We start from the raw sequence: 17,831 nt of genomic DNA, 5'->3' as shown, positions 1-17,831 counted from the left end.
TTAAAAAGACCGAATTAATTTAGGTTATAATTCATTTCGATTTTCTAACATATTATATTTTTACACACCATGTCTGATTTTTCTTCTACCGGCAACAAATTGATTGAAAGTTCCGGGATTGCCGATTTCTTTTCGGGTTTGTTTGCCCGCCAAGAGTTTGCATCACAGTTATTGGAGCGCAGCTTCAACAATCCGATAGGCTGGTTGGAATTGGGAGTCGTGGCTGCCATTATGGCATTCACATTCTGGTTGTCGGCCTATTGGATAAAGAAACACCCCGTTCAAGAATCTAACCGCTGGGGCTTCGCCCGCCATATTGCCCAGCGCATTCTCTGGCCGATTATGATGCTGATATCGGCAATCGTGGCTTTGTATATTTGGAATTTAAACGGATACAACGCCGTATGGCTGCAACTGCTGGCGATGGCTTCGCGCTGGATGATTCTTATCCGCTTTGCCTTGGCGGTGGTTCACGCAGCCTTACCTTCGAGTAAGTTCACAGATTGGCTGGAGCGTTTTCTCTCTGCCGTGCTTTGGTTTGCTTTTGTGCTGTGGGTTTCCGGTATTGACGACATCATCATCAACGGAATGAAAGCGCTCGAGTTTCCGATAGGCTCGGTAAGGCTCAATCTGTTTACCATTGTTACCGGTATTTTGTGGATTGTGATATTGATGGTCGTGGCCTTGTGGCTGGCCCGCTTTATCGACAACCGCTTAATGTCGAGCCAACGTCTTGACCTGAATTTGCGTATCGTTTTATCTAAAGTAGTTAAAACGGTTATGGTGGCGTTATCTGTTTTAATTGCCTTGCCTTTGGTAGGTATAGATTTAACCGTGTTATCGGTATTCGGCGGTGCATTGGGTGTCGGTATCGGTTTCGGTTTGCAGAAAGTCGCCAGTAACTATATTTCGGGCTTTATCATCTTGGGTGATCGGTCTATCCGCCCCGGCGACCGCTTAACGGTTGATAACTTTACCGGCTATGTAACCAAAATTACCTCGCGTTTTGTTGTGCTTTCCAATACTTCCGGTTCAGAAGCGTTGATACCGAACGAAACATTTGTGACATCAACGGTGATTAACGAATCGTATACCAATGCTTCTCTACGCCAAAGTTTGAACGTTCAGGTAGGCTATAACACGGATTTGGCCGTAGCCTTAAAAATTTTAGAAGAGGTTGCAGCAGAGCAAGAACGCGTTGATGCTTCCCCGCCGCCCAAAGCGGTTATCACCGGATTTGGCGACAACGGCATTGATTTGTCGATAGGGTTTTGGGTGAAAGACCCTGAAAACGGTTTTGTGGTATTGTTTTCAAACATATTTTTTTCAATTTGGAAACGGTTTAACGAAGAAGGCATCGAATTTCCTTACCCTCAGCGCGAAGTTCGTATTTTGAATGACCAACCTTTGCCGGAAAATTTAAACTTGCCGATTGAAGCAGAACAAAAAGGTGTGCAAAACCAAAATGCTTCAGAACACACTACCCGACAGCATATTTGAGGCAGTTATGACCCGATCTCTCAAACGGCCGGTTTCTATTCTTGTAGTGTTGCACGACGGCAACAATAATGTATTGTTAATAGAGCGCGCAGACCGAAAAAACTTTTGGCAGTCTGTTACCGGCAGCTTAGAGCCGGATGAGGAGCCGGAAGCGGCAGCATTACGAGAAGTTGCAGAAGAAACAGGGGTTTATCTTTCAGGCGGCCAGCTTATAAATTGGTATGAGAGTAATGTGTACGAGATTTATGAACACTGGCGCCACCGGTATCCTGAAGGGGTAACACACAATACGGAACACGTATTTTCGGCAAAGATAGCTCGTGAAACGCCTATTAAACTCAACCGTTCCGAGCATTTGGCATTCGAATGGGTACCTGTGGAGCAAGCTGCAGAAAAGGTGTTTTCCCCTTCAAATAAAGAAGCTATTTTAAATTTGCATAAGCATTTGTTTTAAATTTGAATTTGTAGGATAATTTAAAGTAATGTAAAGCAAGCTGGAGGCTTTGCTGTTAAGTAGCCTGATTATATTAGATAAAATTATGAGCCAATACTTTACGTTGTTTAATCTGCCGGTTGCTTTTGATATTGATGAAAGTGTTCTTGATCAAACCTACCGCACCCTGGCTGCCCAATTTCACCCCGACAAATTTGCGGCGGCTTCGGTATTTGAACAGAAGCAGGCTGTTATGATGGCTTCTACGGTGAATGAAGCTTATCGGGTGCTTAAAAACCCCATCGACCGCTCGGCTTATCTGCTCAAAGAGCAGGGAATAGATGCCGATGCACCCGAGCACACGGCTTTTGACCCTGAATTTCTCATGCAGCAGATGGAATGGCGGGAGACTTTGGCAGAAGCACGCGCAAAACACGACGAACCGGCGCTTATCAAACTCAAAGAAGAAATTATCGAGCAACAAAAACAGCTTTACATGCAGCTGCAACAAGATTTTGCCAACCATGCTTATGAAGAGGCCGCCGTTCAAGTAAGGCAAGGGCGTTTTTTAGATAAGATGTTGCAGGAAATACAGGCGGCAATGCCTTAAATGGTTGTTGTGATTAAGCTTCATTGCCGACAAAATGCAGCCGATATTCAGGCAAACAGTTTCAATTTGGCTATTTATCGGTTGGCGGATATATCATTTTAAGAGGAGTGATAGAAACATAAACGGTATACCCATTCTTCATTTAGTTATGGGCAAGTTAAATTTAAAATAAAGTGGAAACCATGAAACACATTACTTTACTTTTTGCTGCGCTTTTACTCAGTGCCTGTCATATACATACGGACGAAAGCCGCCGTAACAAACTGTTGCGTTTTGCGGCCAGCCATCCGGTTGCCGCCAAAGCTATCGGTTTGAAAGGCGAAGATTCCATCAATATCACCAGCAATTCGACCCGTTTCGCAGAGAAAACCGGTTTGGACAATAAAGCCAACGGTGAAGGCAGGGGCACTCAGGTGAACGCATTCCGTCATGCTTTGTGGCAGGCGGCAGTAGCATCGCGTTTTGGCACAGACATTGCTAAAAAAGTAGGGGATGCCAATGAAGACGATGCTTCTATTCGCGAAAGAAAAACCAAATATTTCAGCCGTTTTGCTGCCGATCAAGCCGTTGACTTGCGTAACAACCGCATAGGAAGAACCATCGGTGCCGCCAATCCCGAAGCCAATATCAAAGTTTTGGCTCAAAGCGTATTGACTCATTTCCACAAAGAAGGTTTGTGGACAGCCAAGCCGGTTAAAGAAAAGGGTTACACTTATTGGATGATCAGCCAAAGCAAGCTTTCCAAAGCCGAATTCCAATCTGCGCAAAGTAAAATCAATTTATTGAACCTCAATGGTTTTACAGATGAAGAACAAGAAAAATACGATGCAGATAAAGCAGCTAACTCTTTTAAAAACAATATTTTCAAATAAACAGGAATAAGCGGCGCACAACTGCTCCGCTTTATTCCGGCAAACCAAATAATCATAATACCGGCTTGATTTGTCGTACTCAGTGTAGTACCTTCAACAAGCCTTATTACATGATTATTTGGTTTTTTGTTTGCTACTTAAATGGGCAAGAAAGGTTTGTATGACTGAAAAAATCCGCCTGATTATCGATACCGACCCCGGTCAGGATGATGCAGCAGCCATTTTGATGGCGCATGGCCTTGCCAAGCGCGGCTTGGTTGATTTTATGGCTTTAACTGTGGTTGCTGGGAATGTGGGCCTGCACCACACCGCCAATAATGCACGGATTATCTGCGATTGGGCCGGAGAAAAAGAGTTTCCCGTTTATGCGGGGGCAGGCAAACCTTTGTTGCGCACGCTGGTAACGGCTGAAGAAGTTCACGGCAAAACGGGTTTGGACGGTGCTGAATTGCATGATCCCGAATGCCCGTTGCAACCGGTGCATGCCGTGCCGTATTTGATTGATACTTTGCGTAAAGCAGATGATGCGAGCATCACGATTTGCCCGATCGGGCCGTTGACCAATATCGCCCAAGCCCTAACATTGGCTCCCGATATTGCGCGCGCCATTAAACACATTGTTTTAATGGGCGGCAATTATTTCGAGGCGGGTAATATTACCCCTGCGGCCGAATTTAATTTTTATGTCGATCCCCATGCTGCGCAAATTGTACTGCAAAGCGGTGTGCCGATTACCGCTTTACCTTTGGATGTAACGCATAAAGCCTGTATCACAACGCCGCGTATGGATGTGTTGCGCCGTCAAAACAATACCAACGGTAAGCGTTTGGCCAATATTCTGCAAAGTTACGAGCGTTTCGATACGCAGAAATTCGGCTTGGAGGGCGGCCCGTTGCACGATCCTTGTGCCGTTACTTATGCGATGTTCCCCGAACTGTTTACCGGCAAAGCCTGTCATGTTGCGGTTGAAACACAGAGTGAATTGACAATGGGCGCGTGCGTGGTTGATTGGTGGGGAACAACCGGTAAGCCTGCAAATGTGAATTGGATCACGGAAGTTGATGCCGATAGAATGTTTGAGGAATTAGCCAAGTCTATTGAAGCATTGCCTTAAATTCAAAATATCGATTACCGGCACAATATATTGATTTGATATTGCCGGTTATGGCGTGGAGGCCGTCTGAAAATTGTATTTTCAGACGGCCTTTTGCATGATTCCTACCGTTTTTCTTCACAGCCATACTCCCAAATAACTATCTCCGTCCCCCTTTCAGCCAGCTGCCATACATTCCTTTGCTGCCTTTATTTGCGCTTTCGGCGCATATTTTTATTGCGTGCCATCCACTAAGCTTCTATCTGTGAAAAAGTTTTACAACAACGACAGCAACCACTTGACGAAGTTGTTGTTCAGACGGCCTTGAAGCCTGTTTGAGAGGCCGTCTGAACAGCCAAACCAAAAGGAACACCATCATGAAAATCAGAGCACAAGTCGGCATGGTTCTGAACTTGGACAAATGTATCGGCTGCCATACCTGCTCCGTTACCTGTAAAAACGTGTGGACTTCGCGCGACGGCGTGGAATATGCGTGGTTTAACAACGTGGAAACCAAGCCCGGCATCGGATTTCCGAAAAACTGGGAAGACCAAAATAAATGGAACGGCGGCTGGGTGCGCAAGCCCGACGGCAAGCTGGTGCCGAAGCAGGGCGGCAAGTTGAAGATTTTGGCAAACATTTTTGCCAACCCGAATATGCCGAAAATCGACGACTACTACGAGCCGTTCACCTACGATTACGAGCATCTGCAAAACGCGCCGAAAATGCCGACACCGCCGACCGCGCGTCCGATTTCCGTGCTCACCGGCAAAAAAATGGACAAGGTGGAATGGGGCCCGAACTGGGAAGACGATTTGGCGGGCGAGTTTGAGAAGCGGGCGAAAGACGTGCTGTTTGAAGGCATTCAGAAAGACATGCACGCCGCGTTCGAGCAAACCTTCATGATGTATCTGCCGCGCCTGTGCGAGCATTGTTTGAACCCGACCTGTGTGGCTTCCTGCCCGTCCGGTAGTATTTACAAGCGCGAAGACGACGGCATCGTGTTGATCGACCAAGACAAATGCCGCGGCTGGCGCATGTGCGTATCGGGCTGCCCATACAAAAAAATCTACTACAACTGGACTTCGGGCAAGGCCGAAAAATGCACGTTCTGCTACCCGCGTATCGAAGGCGGCCAGCCAACCGTGTGTTCCGAAACCTGCGTAGGCCGCATCCGTTATTTGGGCGTGCTGCTGTATGACGCAGACAAAATCGAACAGGCCGCTTCGGTAGCCAACCCACAAGATTTGTACGAACAGCAATTGGGCGTGTTCTTGAACCCGCACGACCCTGAAGTACAACGCGAAGCCTTGAAACAGGGCATCAGCCAAAGTTGGATTGATGCGGCCAAACAATCGCCGGTGTACAAAATGGCGATGGAGTGGAAAGTGGCGTTCCCGCTGCACCCCGAATACCGCACCTTGCCGATGGTTTGGTATATCCCGCCCTTATCGCCGATTCAGTCTGCCATCGAAAACGGTTTGGTGGGCGAAAACGGCATCATTCCGAGCGTGGACGAAATGCGTATTCCGCTGCGTTATCTGGCCAACCTGCTCACTGCCGGCAAAGTGGAGCCGATTAAACTCGCGCTGGAGCGCATGATTGCCATGCGCCGTTTCAAACGCGGCCAAGTGGTGCACGGCGAAACGCCGGAGGAAACGCTGGCAGGCACCGGCCTCACGCCCGAAATGGTGGAAGACATGTATCAAATCATGGCGATTGCCAATTATGAAGACCGCTTTGTGATTCCGACTTCGCACAAAGAAATGGTTGAAAACAGCTTTGAAGACAAATCGAGCTGCGGCTTTACTTTCGGGAACGGCTGTTCCGGCGGCGGCGAAGAAAACCTGTTCGGCAAGCGCAAAGGCACGCCGATTATCTTCCACGGCCTGCGTAAAGATGCCGAGAAAAACCGCGAAGAAGGAGTGCACTGATGGGCGCAAATCCTGTTTACCGGTGGTTTTCCGCGCTGCTGTGCTACCCCGAAGCCGAGCTGATTGAAGCCTTGCCCGAATTTCAGACGGCCTTGCAAGAATGGCCGGAGCTGCAAGCACAAGCAGGCCGTCTGAACAGCTTTTTGGGCTACCTGAACAGCCACAGCCTGCGCGAATTGCAGGAACGCTACGTCGCCACTTTCGACCGCAACCGCAACCACGCGCTCTACATTTTCGAGCATGTGTACGGCGAAGACCGCGACCGCGGCAGCGCGATGGTGGACTTACTGGAAGAATACCGCAGCCGCGGTTTCGAGTTGGGCAACGACGAGCTGCCCGATTACCTGCCCGTGCTGCTGGAATATTTAAGCCAAGTGCCGTCTGAACACGCCCAAAAGCTGCTCGGCGATGCCGTGCATGTGGTTGCCCACATCGGCGGCAAACTCGAAAAAAGCGGTTCGCCTTACGCTGTGTTGCTGCAAGGCATTACCGCACTCAGCCCGGTGGCAGCGCGCCCGTTGGTCGAGCCGCCCGTGCGCGATATGGACGAAGCGATGGAAACGTTCGGCCCCGACATTTCCGGCACCGAGCCGCTGCTGAAACCCCGCATAGAAACCGTACAGTTTTATCCTAAAGCCGCTTTTCAGACGGCCACAAAAGGAGCGCAAACATGAACACCCTGCATCAATTCTTTTTCGGCATTTTTCCCTATATAGCCTTGGCGATTTTCTTTTTCGGCAGCCTCGTGCGCTTCGACCGCGAACAATATTCGTGGAAAAGCGAATCCAGCCAAATCCTGTATGAAGGCCAATTGCGCTTGGGCAACATCTTGTTTCACGTCGGCATTTTGGCCGTGTTTTTCGGGCATTTGTTCGGCCTGCTCACGCCTTTATGGTTTTGGGACGCGCTGGGCATTTCGCACGGAGCCAAGCAGATTTTTGCAATGGTGATGGGCGGCATCTTCGGCGTGATGGCGATGATCGGTTTGGTTATTCTGCTGCAACGCCGTCTGAAATGCGACCGCTTGGCCGCCAACAGCACTTGGCGCGACAAACTGGTACTGATTTGGCTCATCATTACCTTAGGCTTGGGCTTGTTGACCATCTTCGTGAGCATGGGGCATACCGACGGCCACGAAATGGTGAAACTGATGACTTGGGCGCAGCATATCGTTACCTTCCGCGGTGATGCCGCCGGCCATATCGAAGACGTGAACTTCCTGTTCAAACTGCATATGGTAATGGGTATGGGCTTGTTTGTGATTTTCCCCTTCACCCGCTTGGTGCATGTGTGGAGCGGCTTCGCCAGCGTAACCTACTTAGGCCGTGCATGGCAGTTGGTGCGCCGCCGTTGATGACGTGCCGCAGCACCCGATAACCGAAAACTTTACAAACCCGCTGATGTAGATTGTGTAAAGACTCCAAGCGGTTATTTTTGATATAAATCAGAATTCATAAGGCCGTCTGAAACTTTTTCAGACGGCCTTATGACTTATTACTTTGTTTTGTCATAACCTTCAATAAGGAAACGGCAATATGCAGGCATAGTTCTAACGGACTAGGGCGGCAAGGCGGTAGGCTTATTTCCGATATGGATAAAATAACGCATAGTAGCAGCTTTATCAAAGGGCGGTTGTGCGCGCCCTACGTTTTTACGGAGCACGGCGTTGCGGTTTACTTTTCTCAACAGCTTGTCGGCACGTTTGAAATTTCTCACGGTGATGTGGGTTTCGGCGGCATTGGCATCGATTATTTTCACCTTGCTGCTGTCGTGGCGGCTGGAGGGCAGCGCGGCGGCGATTAACGATGCCGGCAGCCTGCGTATGCAGGTTTACCGCTTGGGCTTGATGTTGCGCGAACAGCATGATCCGGCAGACATCGGCGAAAGAATCAGCCGTTTCGACACCACCGTTCAGCAACTTGAAACGGGCAATCCGGTGCGGCCGCTGTTTCTGCCCGATACGCCCGAAGTAAACAGCCGCATGGAAGGGTTGAAATCGGAATGGCGGCAAATCAGGCCGCTGCTGCAAAATGCCGCCCGCCAACGCACAGGGGTGGAAGAAAAGCGTTTGCACGAATTTGTTGCTTCCATCGACGGCTTGGTGTCTGCCGTAGAAACCGTTAACTCGCGCCATACCTACTGGCTGCGGCTGTTTCAAAGCGGGCTGATGGCGATGGTGCTGATCGGCGCGGGTGTGATGGTGGTGCTGCTGTATTTGTGGATTATCCGGCCGATGGAAGAGCTGCAAAACGGAGTGTTGGGCATTCACGACGGCAAATTGGGAACGCAAGTGCCGATTCACGAGTTATCCGAGTTTGCCCAGCTCGACCACGGTTTCAACCAAATGAGCAGCCGCCTGCAACAGCTTTACGCCAATCTCGAGCATGAAGTGGATGAAAAAACCCGCGACTTGGCCGATAAAAACTATACGCTGCAAACGCTGTATTCGTTTTCACGCTTTCTCAACCAAACGCAAACCGCAGCCGAAGCGGGCAATATGTTTTTAGAAAAAATCATGAGACTGATTCCCGCCAGCGCAGGCAGCATACGTCTGCTCGATTTCAGACGGCACCGCATGGATTTGGTTGCCCATACCGGCCTGCCCGATACCCTGCAAAACGCCGAAGCCTGCCAGCGTTTGGAAGACTGCTTTTGCGGCAAAAGCGTGCAGCAGAGCGGTTGGCAGCCGATTCATTTCGACAGGCCGACGGGGGCTTCGGTGGCCATGCACACCACGGGTTGCGAGAAATCGGGTTTTCACTACCTTCAGGTATTCAAAATCCGCTACAACCACCATGATTTAGGGATTATGACTCTGTATTTTCACGAAAAATACGCTTTTAACACCCACACCACCCATCTGCTCGATTCTTTGTGCAACCTTTTGGGACTGGTGCTGACCAACATCCGTCTGGCCGACGAAAGCCGCCAGTTGGCCGTGCTGCAAGAACGCAACCTGATGGCGCAGGGGCTGCACGACAGCATCGCCCAAACGCTCACTTTTTTAAATTTGCAGGTACAGATGCTCGAAAGCGCCATGGCGGCGGGCAATCAGGAACAGATGTCGGAAAACCTGCAATTCATCAAAGACGGCGTGCAGGAATGCTATGAAGACGTGCGCGAACTGCTGCTGAATTTCCGCACCAAAATCAGCAAAAAAGAATTTGCCGAAGCCGTGCAAACGCTTACCGCACGTTTCAAACAGCAAACCCAAACCGATATCGAAGTGGTGTGGCACGGCCACGGCCCCAATTTGAGCAGCGAGCAGCAGTTGCAGTTTATTTTTATTTTGCAGGAAAGCCTTTCAAATATCCGCAAGCACGCCCAAGCCACCTCGGTGAAGGTTACGCTGGATAACGAACATGATTTTGTGATGACGATTACCGACAACGGCAACGGCTTCGATACCGCTTCGCTCGAAACCTTATCGGGCAGCCATGTCGGCCTGAACATTATGCGCGAACGGGCATTGCGTATTCATGCGCGTTTGGATTTGGAATCTCAACCCGGGCAATATACGCAAGTGCGTTTGACTCTGCCGCAAGAAGAAAGAATTTTGATTTGATATGGAAACGAACGAAAAAATCAGCATCATTTTGGTGGACGACCACACGCTGTTCCGCAGCGGCATCAAAGCCCTGCTGGCGCGGCAGGAAGATTGCGAAGTGGTCGGCGAAGCGGCCGACGGCTTGAGCGGCGTAAAGTTGGCCGAACAGCTCAATCCCGACGTGGTGCTGTTGGATTTGGACATGCCGGTGATGAACGGCCGCGAAGCATTGGCGCAGATACTCAGCAGCCGCCCCGACCAAACGGTGGTGATGCTGACCGTCTCCGAAGACAGCGAAGATTTAACCGAATGTATGCGCTTGGGCGCGCGCGGTTTTCTGCTGAAAAACATCAACGCCGAGTTTTTGGTGGATGCCATCAAAAAAGCTGCCGCCGGCGACAACGTGTTTTCGCCCGAAATGACCGCGCGGCTGGTGCAGTCGCTGATACGCCCCGCCGCGCCCGCCGCCGCAGGGGCTTTGGATACGCTCACGCCGCGCGAGATGGAAATTCTCGGCCACCTCGCTGCCGGACACAGCAACAAAATCATTGCCCGCAAGCTGGATTTGGCCGAGTCCACCATCAAAGTGCATGTGCAGAGCATTTTGCGCAAGCTGGAGCTGACCAGCCGCGTGCAGGCGGCGGTGTATGCGGTGCAGCATAATGTGCCGCAACCTAACGATTAAAAACAATCAAATCGTGCCTTGAGGCCGTCTGAAAAACGGTCGGGCTGTTAGCGAAACGATAAAGGAAATGTGATGAAAAGCAGTGCGCGCAACCAATTGGTAGGCAAAGTGACCGCGCTCGAAGAAGAGGGCGGCAGCTGTTTGGTTACCGTGGCAACGGATTCGGGTATCGAGATACAGGCACAGATCAGCAGCTTCAGCCGCCGCCGTCTGAAACTGGCAACGGGCAGCATGGTCGTGGTGATGGTGAAGGCGGCTTCGATTGTGATTGCCACCGATTTGGCGCCGATGGTGCTGTCGGCGGAAAACTGCTTGCCCGGCAAGGTTAAGCGGGTGGAGCAGGGCGCGGTGAACAATGTGGTTACGCTGGATATCGGCGACCATCATTTGTGCGCCACAATTACGCTGTACAGCAGCGAAACTTTGGCGTTGCAGCCGGGCAAACCGGCCGCTGCCGTATTCAATGCCAACCAAGTGATGCTGGGCGTTTTGGTTTAGCCGCCGCAGCGTTTGCCGCATTCGGGCATATCAGGCCGTCTGAAAATATATTTCAGACGGCCTGATGCTTTTCAGCAAAAGAGATACGACTAAATAACTACTCCGATGCCCATTTCGGCGGATACGGGGCTATGCCAATGCTTTGTATGCCCGATGCTTCAAGTGAATGCGCCATGCGTATCAAGAGAGTAACTTAACCGTAGGCAAAATTTCTTTGATCACTTCAATAAGAAAGGGAGGGGCGGCGAGATGGCCTCGGAAACTTACAAACGCTACTCGGTGCTGGTATCCAGCACGCTTTCGTTTACGGTGTGTTTTATGGTGTGGATGATGCTGGCGGTGGTCGGCATCAAAGTGCAGGAAGAAATGGGCTTCAACCAAACCCAATACGGCATTTTGATTGCGCTGCCGGTGTTGTCAGGCTCGCTGATTCGGGTGCCGCTGGGCATTCTTACCGATAAATACGGCGGACGCGTGGTGCTGTTTGCGCTGATGGCGATTTCGGTACCGGCGATTTTTCTGATGAGTTATGCCGACCAATATTGGCATTTTCTGATTATCGGCCTGCTTATGGGTTTGGCGGGCGGCTCGTTTTCGGTGGGTACGCCTTATGTGGCGCGCTGGTTTCCCAAACATCAGCAAGGGATGGCGATGGGGGTGTTCGGCGCGGGCAACGCGGGTTCTGCCGTTAACAAATTTTTGGCCGCTTGGCTAATCACCACTTACGGCACTTGGCAGATCGTGCCTACCGTGTATTCGGCGATTATGCTGGCCATGGCAATTATTTTCTGGTTCACCAGCTATCATGATCCCAAGCATTTGGTGTCGTCGAGCGTGACGCTTCGAGAGCAGCTTGCTTTGCTGAAAGACCCCGGCGTGCTGCGTTACAGCCAATATTATTCGGTGGTGTTCGGCGGCTATGTGGCGCTGGCCTTGTGGATGACCAAATATTATGTGGGCGAATACGGCATGGAGCTGAAAACGGCGGCGTTTCTGGCGGCGTGTTTCTCGCTGCCCGGCGGCGTGCTGCGTGCGTTCGGCGGCTATCTTTCCGACAAATTCGGTGCGTATAAGGTAACGTGGGCGGTGATGTGGGTGTGCTGGGTGTGCTTCTTCCTGCTTTCTTACCCGCAAACCGACTTGGTTATCCAAACCAAAAACGGCCCCTTGAGTATGCACATCGGCTTGGGCGTTACCCTGTTTACCGTGCTGATGTTTACCGTGGGCGTGGCGACGGCGGTGGGCAAAGCCTCGGTGTTCAAATTCGTGGCCGACGACTACCCCGACAACATCGGCGCAGTATCTGGCATCGTGGGCTTGGCCGGCGGTATGGGCGGATTTCTGCTGCCGATTATGTTTGGCGCGCTGGAAGACTGGACGGGCATCCGTTCGACATCGTTCATGCTGCTTTACGGCACGGTGTGCGTATCGCTGATTTGGATGCACTTCTCGTTTAAAGCCAAGCGCGACCAAGAATTGAAAGCCTTGAATCAGAAACAGTCGTAATCCTTATATCAGGCCGTCTGAAAGCGCAGCGGTTTTTTTTTAGACGGCCTCAACAGGTTTCTTTTTACGGAGTATCGTTATGTCGCATTTGATCGAACACTGGCAGCCGGAAGACAAAGCATTCTGGCAGAAAACCGGTAAAAAAATCGCCACCCGCAACCTGTGGATTTCCATTCCCGCCCTTCTGCTGGCCTTTGCCATTTGGCAGGTGTGGAGCGTGGCGGTGGTTAACCTGCCCAATATCGGCTTTAAATACAGCGAAAACCAGCTTTTCTGGCTGGCGGCGTTGCCTGCGCTTTCCGGCGCGACCCTGCGTATTTTTTACTCGTTTATGGTGCCGATATTCGGCGGACGCAAATGGACGGCTTTATCGACAGCCAGCCTGTTGCTGCCCGCCATCGGCTTGGGCTTCGCCGTGCAAAACCCCGATACCGACTACATCACCATGATGGTGTTGGCCTTACTATGCGGCTTCGGCGGCGGCAACTTCTCGTCGAGCATGGCCAATATCAGCTTTTTCTATCCCAAAGCGGAAAAAGGCACAGCTCTGGGCTTGAACGCGGGCTTGGGTAATTTGGGCGTTTCCACCGTTCAATTTGTCGTGCCGCTGGTGATTACCGCCGGCATTTTCGGTGCGTTTGGCGGCGAACCGCAAACTTGGGTCAAAGGCGACGTTACCAAGCAAATGTGGCTGCAAAATGCGGGCTTTATTTGGGTGCCGTTTATCATTCTTTCCACTTTGGCGGCATGGTTCGGCATGAACGATTTGGCCAGCGCGAAAGCCAGCTTTAAAGACCAAGCCATTATTTTCAGCCGCAAGCACAACTGGATTATGTGCATTCTCTATTTGGGCACGTTCGGTTCGTTTATCGGCTTCGCGGCAGGTTTCCCGCTGCTGATTAAAAGCCAGTTTACCGGCATCGACCCGGTGAAATACGCCTTCTTGGGGCCGTTGGTGGGTGCGCTAGCACGTCCGTTCGGCGGTTGGATTTCCGATAAAATCAAGAGTGGCGCGGCGGTTACCCAAATCGTATTCGCAGGCATGATTATCGCCGTGTTCGGTGTGATCGCTTTTCTGCCGAGCAACGGGCAGGGCGGCAATTTCTGGGGCTTCTTCGCCTGCTTCTTGGCCTTGTTTGCGCTGACGGGCATCGGCAACGGTTCAACCTTTATGCAGGTGCCGGTAATTTTCCTCAATATGCACCAAAAGTTTGCCGACGAAGGCAAGGTCAGCGAAGAGCAGGCGCGTCTGGACGCTACCAAAGAAGGTGCGGCGGTGATCGGTTTTACGGCGGCATTTGCGGCTTACGGCGGTTTCTTCATCCCGAAAAGCTACGGCACGTCTATCGACCTCACCGGCGGCGTGAACGCGGCTTTGATCGGCTTCATCATTTTCTATGCTATTTGTTTGGTGTTGAACTGGTGGTACTACGCCCGTAAAGGTGCGGAAGCCAAGTGCTGATCAATGAAGCATATGAGGCCGTCTGAAAAAGTTCAGACGGCCTTTTTCAGGCGGCCTTAATGCCTTGTGCAAACTTTTCACGGCAGCGGGCAACTAATCCCTCGGATAGGGAGGAAATACTCCCAAAGTAGCATACGGGCTATGCCTTTGCGGTTTGGGTTCATGCTTTAGGGGCATTCTGCATGCGCTATCACGGCTTTATGATGTCATTACCCGCAAACCCTCAAGTGGGCGGGTACACACCGCATCACACCGCCGTATGCCGTTGCGCCAAAAACATATAAAGCGCAACCTGTCTTGGTATATCATCCGGCATACCGCTCGCTGTTATTTTTATTTTGCAATCAAGGATAAACCATGTCGCTCACATCCGTTACCGAACTGCAAACCCTGATTCGGGCGCATATCGATAAAAGCAAATACCGCCCCGAGATTGAAACCGTAGCCGTTGCCCGTGCCGCAGGACGCGTTTTGGCGCAAGACATTACGTCGCCCTTGAATATTCCGTGTGCCGATATTTCCGCTATGGACGGCTACACTTTGCCGGCCGCAGCCGAAGCGGGCAGCCGTTGGCAGGTGGCGGGAGAATCGGCGGCGGGCAAACCGTTTGCAGGCAATGTGCCCGAAGGCGGATGCGTTCGGATTATGACCGGTGCGGTTGTGCCGACAGGCGGCGCGTGCGTGGTATTGAAAGAAAACGTAACCGTCGAAGAAAACAGCATCGTGCTCAACCAAACCGCCCGCGCAGGCGACAATATCCGCTATTGCGGCGAAGAAGTCGCCATCGGCAATACCGTGCTGCAAGCTGGGCGTATTCTGCGCACGGCCGATATCATGCTGCTGGCTGCGCTGGGCGTCGGCGAAGTGCCGGTGTACCGCAAAATCAAAGTGGCGGTGTTATCCACCGGCGACGAACTGCACGAACCCGGCACACCGGTGGGCAGACCCGACCAAGTGTACGACAGCAACCGCCACACGCTGATGGCGCGGCTGAACCTGCTGCCGGTGGAAGTGCTCGATTTGGGGCAGGCCGCCGACGATTTGGAAGGCGTGCTGCATGTGCTCGACGAAGCCGCCCAGCAAGCCGATGTGGTCATCACTTCAGGCGGCGTATCCGTGGGCGATTATGATTACGTTCGCGAAGCCGTATTGCGTTTGGGCGCCATTCATCATTACAAAGTGGCCGTGAAGCCCGGAAAGCCTTTTGTGTTCGGCAAAATGCTAAACACTTGGTATTTCGGTTTGCCCGGCAACCCCGTGTCCGGCTTTGTGGGCTTCGACCTCTTCATCAAAGAAGCCTTGTGGCTGCTGTGCGGCGCAACAGATGTGCCGCAGCCATTGCGTTTTTCGGCCGTCTTAACCCAGCCCGTGAAAAAATCGCCCGGCCGCACCGACATCCAGCGCGCGCTTTTGCAGCAAGAAGCCGACGGAAGCTGGTCGGCCTCACCCTCCGGCGCACAGGATTCCCACCGCGTATGGGGCGTGAGCCGCGCCAACGGCTACATGATTCTGCCGTGTGAGGCAGGCGATTTGCCCGCCGGCACGCTCGTAACCGTCCAGCCTTTTACGGAGGCTTTCTTATGAACGCACTGACCGACCCTTTCCAACGCCGTCTGACTTACCTGCGTTTGTCCGTTACCGATTTGTGCAACTACCGCTGCGTGTATTGCCTGCCCGACGGTTATCAAGGCAAGGCTAAACCCGACGAACTGAGCCTGCGCGAAATCGAAACACTGGTGCAAACATTCGCCCGTAACGGCACGCGCAAAATCCGTCTTACCGGCGGCGAGCCGACCTTGCGCCGCGACTTGGCCGACATCATTGCCATCTGCAAAGCACAGCCCGAAATCGAACAAGTTGCCCTGACCACCAACGCTTTCAAGCTCGCCAAACTTTTCCCCGCCTACCGCGCGGCAGGCTTAGACAAACTCAACATCAGCATCGACAGCTTCGACCCCGAAGTGTTTTACCAAATCACCGGCAAGCGCGAATGCCGCAATATCTTGCGCGCATTAGACGATATTTTGGCCGAAGGTTTCTACTCGATAAAAGTGAACACCTTATTAATGCGCCGCTACATCGACAGAACGCTCGCCGACGCACTAGAGTTCGTGCGCCACCGCCCCGTTACGCTGCGTTTTATCGAACTGATGCAAACCCGCGATAATTTTTCACTCTTCAACGCACAACACCTTTCCGCCGCAGGATTGGAAGCCGATTTACAGGCACAAGGCTGGCAACTGATGCCGCGCCAAGCACACGCCGGCCCTGCCCGCGAATACTGGCATCGCGATTTTGCCGGCAGCATCGGCTTTATCGCCCCGTACAGCAAAGATTTCTGCCGCAGCTGCAACCGATTGCGCGTCAGCGCCCAAGGCAAAATGCACCTGTGCCTGTTCGGCGGCACCGCCTACGACCTCCGCCCATGGTTACAAAGCGGTGACACACAAGGATTGCAGCAGCACTTGCACGAACTGATGGTGGAAAAGCCGGAACATCACTTCCTGCACAACAAAAAATTCGGCTTGATACGCGACCTTTCAATGATTGGCGGATAGGAACAATACCCTGCAGAGCATGTTGTTAGGCCGTCTGAAACTTTCAGACGGCCTTTTGTCATATGCAAATGGAAAATAAATATCTGTTCTGCTATATTTCTAAAACATAATTTCCCTTTATACACACCGCTTTGGAACACCTGCGATGACTCAAACCCAATCCTACCACCTCAGCTTCTCCCGCTTCAGCCCGCCCCTCTCCGTCGTCTCCTTCACCGCTTCTGAGACACTCAACAGCGCCTACCGTCTCGACATCGAACTCACCTCCGCCGATGCCGACCTACCGCTGTCGTCGTACATCAACCAAGCGGCTAAGTTTACGGTAACGCCGGTAAGCTCTGATGCGTTGGGTTTGATTGACGGGATGTTGGCTCCCCAAGCGTTGAAGGAATGGAGCGGCATCATCACATCCTGCGAGAAGCTGTCGGTATCGGCCGACGAAACCCGTTACCGCATGGTATTGGAACCGCGCATCGCCGCATTGAAGCACCATCGCACTTCGCGGCTGTTTCAAAACCAAAACGTTCCCGACATTATTTCATCGCTGCTGAAACACCACGGTTTTGCCGGCGTCGATTTCCGTTTCAACACTTCCCGCGAATACGGTGTACGCGAATATGTGACCCAGTATCAGGAAAGCGACTTCGCCTTTATCAACCGGCTGTGCGAAGAAGAAGGGATTTGGTACGCCTTCGAGCAGAACGCTCAATATGGCGATGTGGCGGTATTCGGTGACGATGCCGCCCATTATTTTCGCGACAACCGTCATCCGTATCCCTACCGCCCCCATGGTGGGTTGGAGAGTATCGGCGAAGAAGCGGTGTTCGCCTTACAGGTGAAGCACAACCCGATTCTCGAATCCATCCGCGTCGGCGATTACAACTACCGCGATGCCGATACCGATTTGTCGTCCCAAGTAACGGCGAAGGATAAGGAAAGCGATAGCAGCGTCTTACTCGGCAGCGACAGCCATTGGGGTTTGCATCAAAAGACACCCGCAGAAGCCCAACTTCAGACGGCCTTACTGCAACAGCTCAACCACAGCCGCCGTATTGTTGCCTCCGGCAGCGGCAACATTACCGCCCTCAGCCCCGGCCAAGTGTTTCAGACGGCCCCGAGCTTCAGCGAAGCGC

At 52.0% G+C, this 17,831-nt stretch carries 16 protein-coding genes; all 16 read left to right on the top strand.

Features of this window, described 5'->3' with window-relative positions; genetic code table 11:
- The first annotated feature begins 117 nt into the window (after window positions 1-117).
- Window positions 118-1,500, top strand: coding sequence for a mechanosensitive ion channel family protein (locus AKG43_RS08310; RefSeq protein ID WP_054600128.1), 1,383 nt, complete (start codon window positions 118-120; stop codon window positions 1,498-1,500).
- Window positions 1,501-1,507: 7 nt separating this feature from the next.
- Window positions 1,508-1,954, top strand: a complete 447-nt coding sequence (gene nudB, locus AKG43_RS08305) for a dihydroneopterin triphosphate diphosphatase (RefSeq protein WP_054600127.1) — start codon at window positions 1,508-1,510, stop codon at window positions 1,952-1,954.
- Between the two features lie 85 nt (window positions 1,955-2,039).
- The gene (gene hscB / locus AKG43_RS08300) at window positions 2,040-2,543 is read left to right on the top strand and encodes a Fe-S protein assembly co-chaperone HscB (protein WP_054600126.1); all 504 of its coding nucleotides are present in this window, start codon (window positions 2,040-2,042) and stop codon (window positions 2,541-2,543) included.
- 182 nt (window positions 2,544-2,725) lie between these two features.
- Window positions 2,726-3,415, top strand: coding sequence for a hypothetical protein (locus AKG43_RS08295; protein ID WP_054600103.1), 690 nt, complete (start codon window positions 2,726-2,728; stop codon window positions 3,413-3,415).
- Between the two features lie 160 nt (window positions 3,416-3,575).
- The gene (locus AKG43_RS08290; protein WP_054600102.1) at window positions 3,576-4,529 is read left to right on the top strand and encodes a nucleoside hydrolase; all 954 of its coding nucleotides are present in this window, start codon (window positions 3,576-3,578) and stop codon (window positions 4,527-4,529) included.
- Between the two features lie 356 nt (window positions 4,530-4,885).
- Window positions 4,886-6,442 (top strand): nitrate reductase subunit beta, encoded by a 1,557-nt coding sequence (gene narH / locus AKG43_RS08285; RefSeq protein WP_054600101.1) that lies wholly within the window; start codon window positions 4,886-4,888, stop codon window positions 6,440-6,442.
- Window positions 6,442-7,116, top strand: a complete 675-nt coding sequence (narJ, locus tag AKG43_RS08280) for a nitrate reductase molybdenum cofactor assembly chaperone (protein WP_054600100.1) — start codon at window positions 6,442-6,444, stop codon at window positions 7,114-7,116. Before narH ends, narJ begins: the two co-directional genes overlap by 1 nt.
- On the top strand, window positions 7,113-7,796 hold the full coding sequence (narI, locus tag AKG43_RS08275) for a respiratory nitrate reductase subunit gamma (RefSeq protein WP_054600099.1): 684 nt from the start codon (window positions 7,113-7,115) through the stop codon (window positions 7,794-7,796). The genes narJ and narI overlap by 4 nt, the downstream gene beginning before the upstream one ends.
- Window positions 7,797-8,108: 312 nt before the next feature.
- On the top strand, window positions 8,109-10,007 hold the full coding sequence (locus tag AKG43_RS08270) for a type IV pili methyl-accepting chemotaxis transducer N-terminal domain-containing protein (RefSeq protein ID WP_369799572.1): 1,899 nt from the start codon (window positions 8,109-8,111) through the stop codon (window positions 10,005-10,007).
- A gap of 1 nt (window position 10,008) precedes the next feature.
- Complete coding sequence (locus AKG43_RS08265; RefSeq protein WP_054600097.1) at window positions 10,009-10,674, top strand: response regulator; 666 nt, start codon at window positions 10,009-10,011, stop codon at window positions 10,672-10,674.
- A 72-nt stretch (window positions 10,675-10,746) separates the two neighbouring features.
- Window positions 10,747-11,172, top strand: coding sequence for a molybdopterin-binding protein (locus AKG43_RS08260; protein WP_054600096.1), 426 nt, complete (start codon window positions 10,747-10,749; stop codon window positions 11,170-11,172).
- Between the two features lie 249 nt (window positions 11,173-11,421).
- Entirely contained in the window at window positions 11,422-12,678 is a 1,257-nt protein-coding gene (locus tag AKG43_RS08255) for a nitrate/nitrite transporter (protein ID WP_054600095.1), read from the top strand.
- A 79-nt stretch (window positions 12,679-12,757) separates the two neighbouring features.
- Window positions 12,758-14,140 (top strand): NarK family nitrate/nitrite MFS transporter, encoded by a 1,383-nt coding sequence (locus AKG43_RS08250; RefSeq protein ID WP_054600094.1) that lies wholly within the window; start codon window positions 12,758-12,760, stop codon window positions 14,138-14,140.
- Between the two features lie 357 nt (window positions 14,141-14,497).
- The gene (gene glp, locus AKG43_RS08245) at window positions 14,498-15,724 is read left to right on the top strand and encodes a gephyrin-like molybdotransferase Glp (RefSeq protein ID WP_054600093.1); all 1,227 of its coding nucleotides are present in this window, start codon (window positions 14,498-14,500) and stop codon (window positions 15,722-15,724) included.
- Window positions 15,721-16,698 carry a GTP 3',8-cyclase MoaA gene (gene moaA / locus AKG43_RS08240; protein WP_054600092.1) on the top strand — a complete coding sequence of 326 codons (978 nt, stop codon included), beginning with the start codon at window positions 15,721-15,723 and terminating at the stop codon, window positions 16,696-16,698. The genes glp and moaA overlap by 4 nt, the downstream gene beginning before the upstream one ends.
- A 145-nt stretch (window positions 16,699-16,843) precedes the next feature.
- The coding region (locus AKG43_RS08235) for a type VI secretion system Vgr family protein (protein WP_156300647.1) at window positions 16,844-17,831 on the top strand (988 nt) is incomplete at its 3' end.

This window comes from Neisseria sp. 74A18, from assembly GCF_001308005.1.
GTDB lineage: Bacteria > Pseudomonadota > Gammaproteobacteria > Burkholderiales > Neisseriaceae > Neisseria > Neisseria dumasiana.
The sequence above is the reverse complement of the archived record's forward strand: the minus strand, read 5'-3'. Positions and strand labels throughout refer to the sequence as shown.

Coding starts and splice junctions, on each gene's coding strand:
- narH (WP_054600101.1), top strand. CDS start 4,886: ATGAAAATCAGAGCACAAGTCGGCATGGTTCTGAACTTGGACAAATGT.
- AKG43_RS08250 (WP_054600094.1), top strand. CDS start 12,758: ATGTCGCATTTGATCGAACACTGGCAGCCGGAAGACAAAGCATTCTGG.
- AKG43_RS08255 (WP_054600095.1), top strand. CDS start 11,422: ATGGCCTCGGAAACTTACAAACGCTACTCGGTGCTGGTATCCAGCACG.
- AKG43_RS08295 (WP_054600103.1), top strand. CDS start 2,726: ATGAAACACATTACTTTACTTTTTGCTGCGCTTTTACTCAGTGCCTGT.
- AKG43_RS08260 (WP_054600096.1), top strand. CDS start 10,747: ATGAAAAGCAGTGCGCGCAACCAATTGGTAGGCAAAGTGACCGCGCTC.
- AKG43_RS08265 (WP_054600097.1), top strand. CDS start 10,009: ATGGAAACGAACGAAAAAATCAGCATCATTTTGGTGGACGACCACACG.
- hscB (WP_054600126.1), top strand. CDS start 2,040: ATGAGCCAATACTTTACGTTGTTTAATCTGCCGGTTGCTTTTGATATT.
- narI (WP_054600099.1), top strand. CDS start 7,113: ATGAACACCCTGCATCAATTCTTTTTCGGCATTTTTCCCTATATAGCC.
- nudB (WP_054600127.1), top strand. CDS start 1,508: ATGACCCGATCTCTCAAACGGCCGGTTTCTATTCTTGTAGTGTTGCAC.
- moaA (WP_054600092.1), top strand. CDS start 15,721: ATGAACGCACTGACCGACCCTTTCCAACGCCGTCTGACTTACCTGCGT.
- AKG43_RS08290 (WP_054600102.1), top strand. CDS start 3,576: ATGACTGAAAAAATCCGCCTGATTATCGATACCGACCCCGGTCAGGAT.
- narJ (WP_054600100.1), top strand. CDS start 6,442: ATGGGCGCAAATCCTGTTTACCGGTGGTTTTCCGCGCTGCTGTGCTAC.
- glp (WP_054600093.1), top strand. CDS start 14,498: ATGTCGCTCACATCCGTTACCGAACTGCAAACCCTGATTCGGGCGCAT.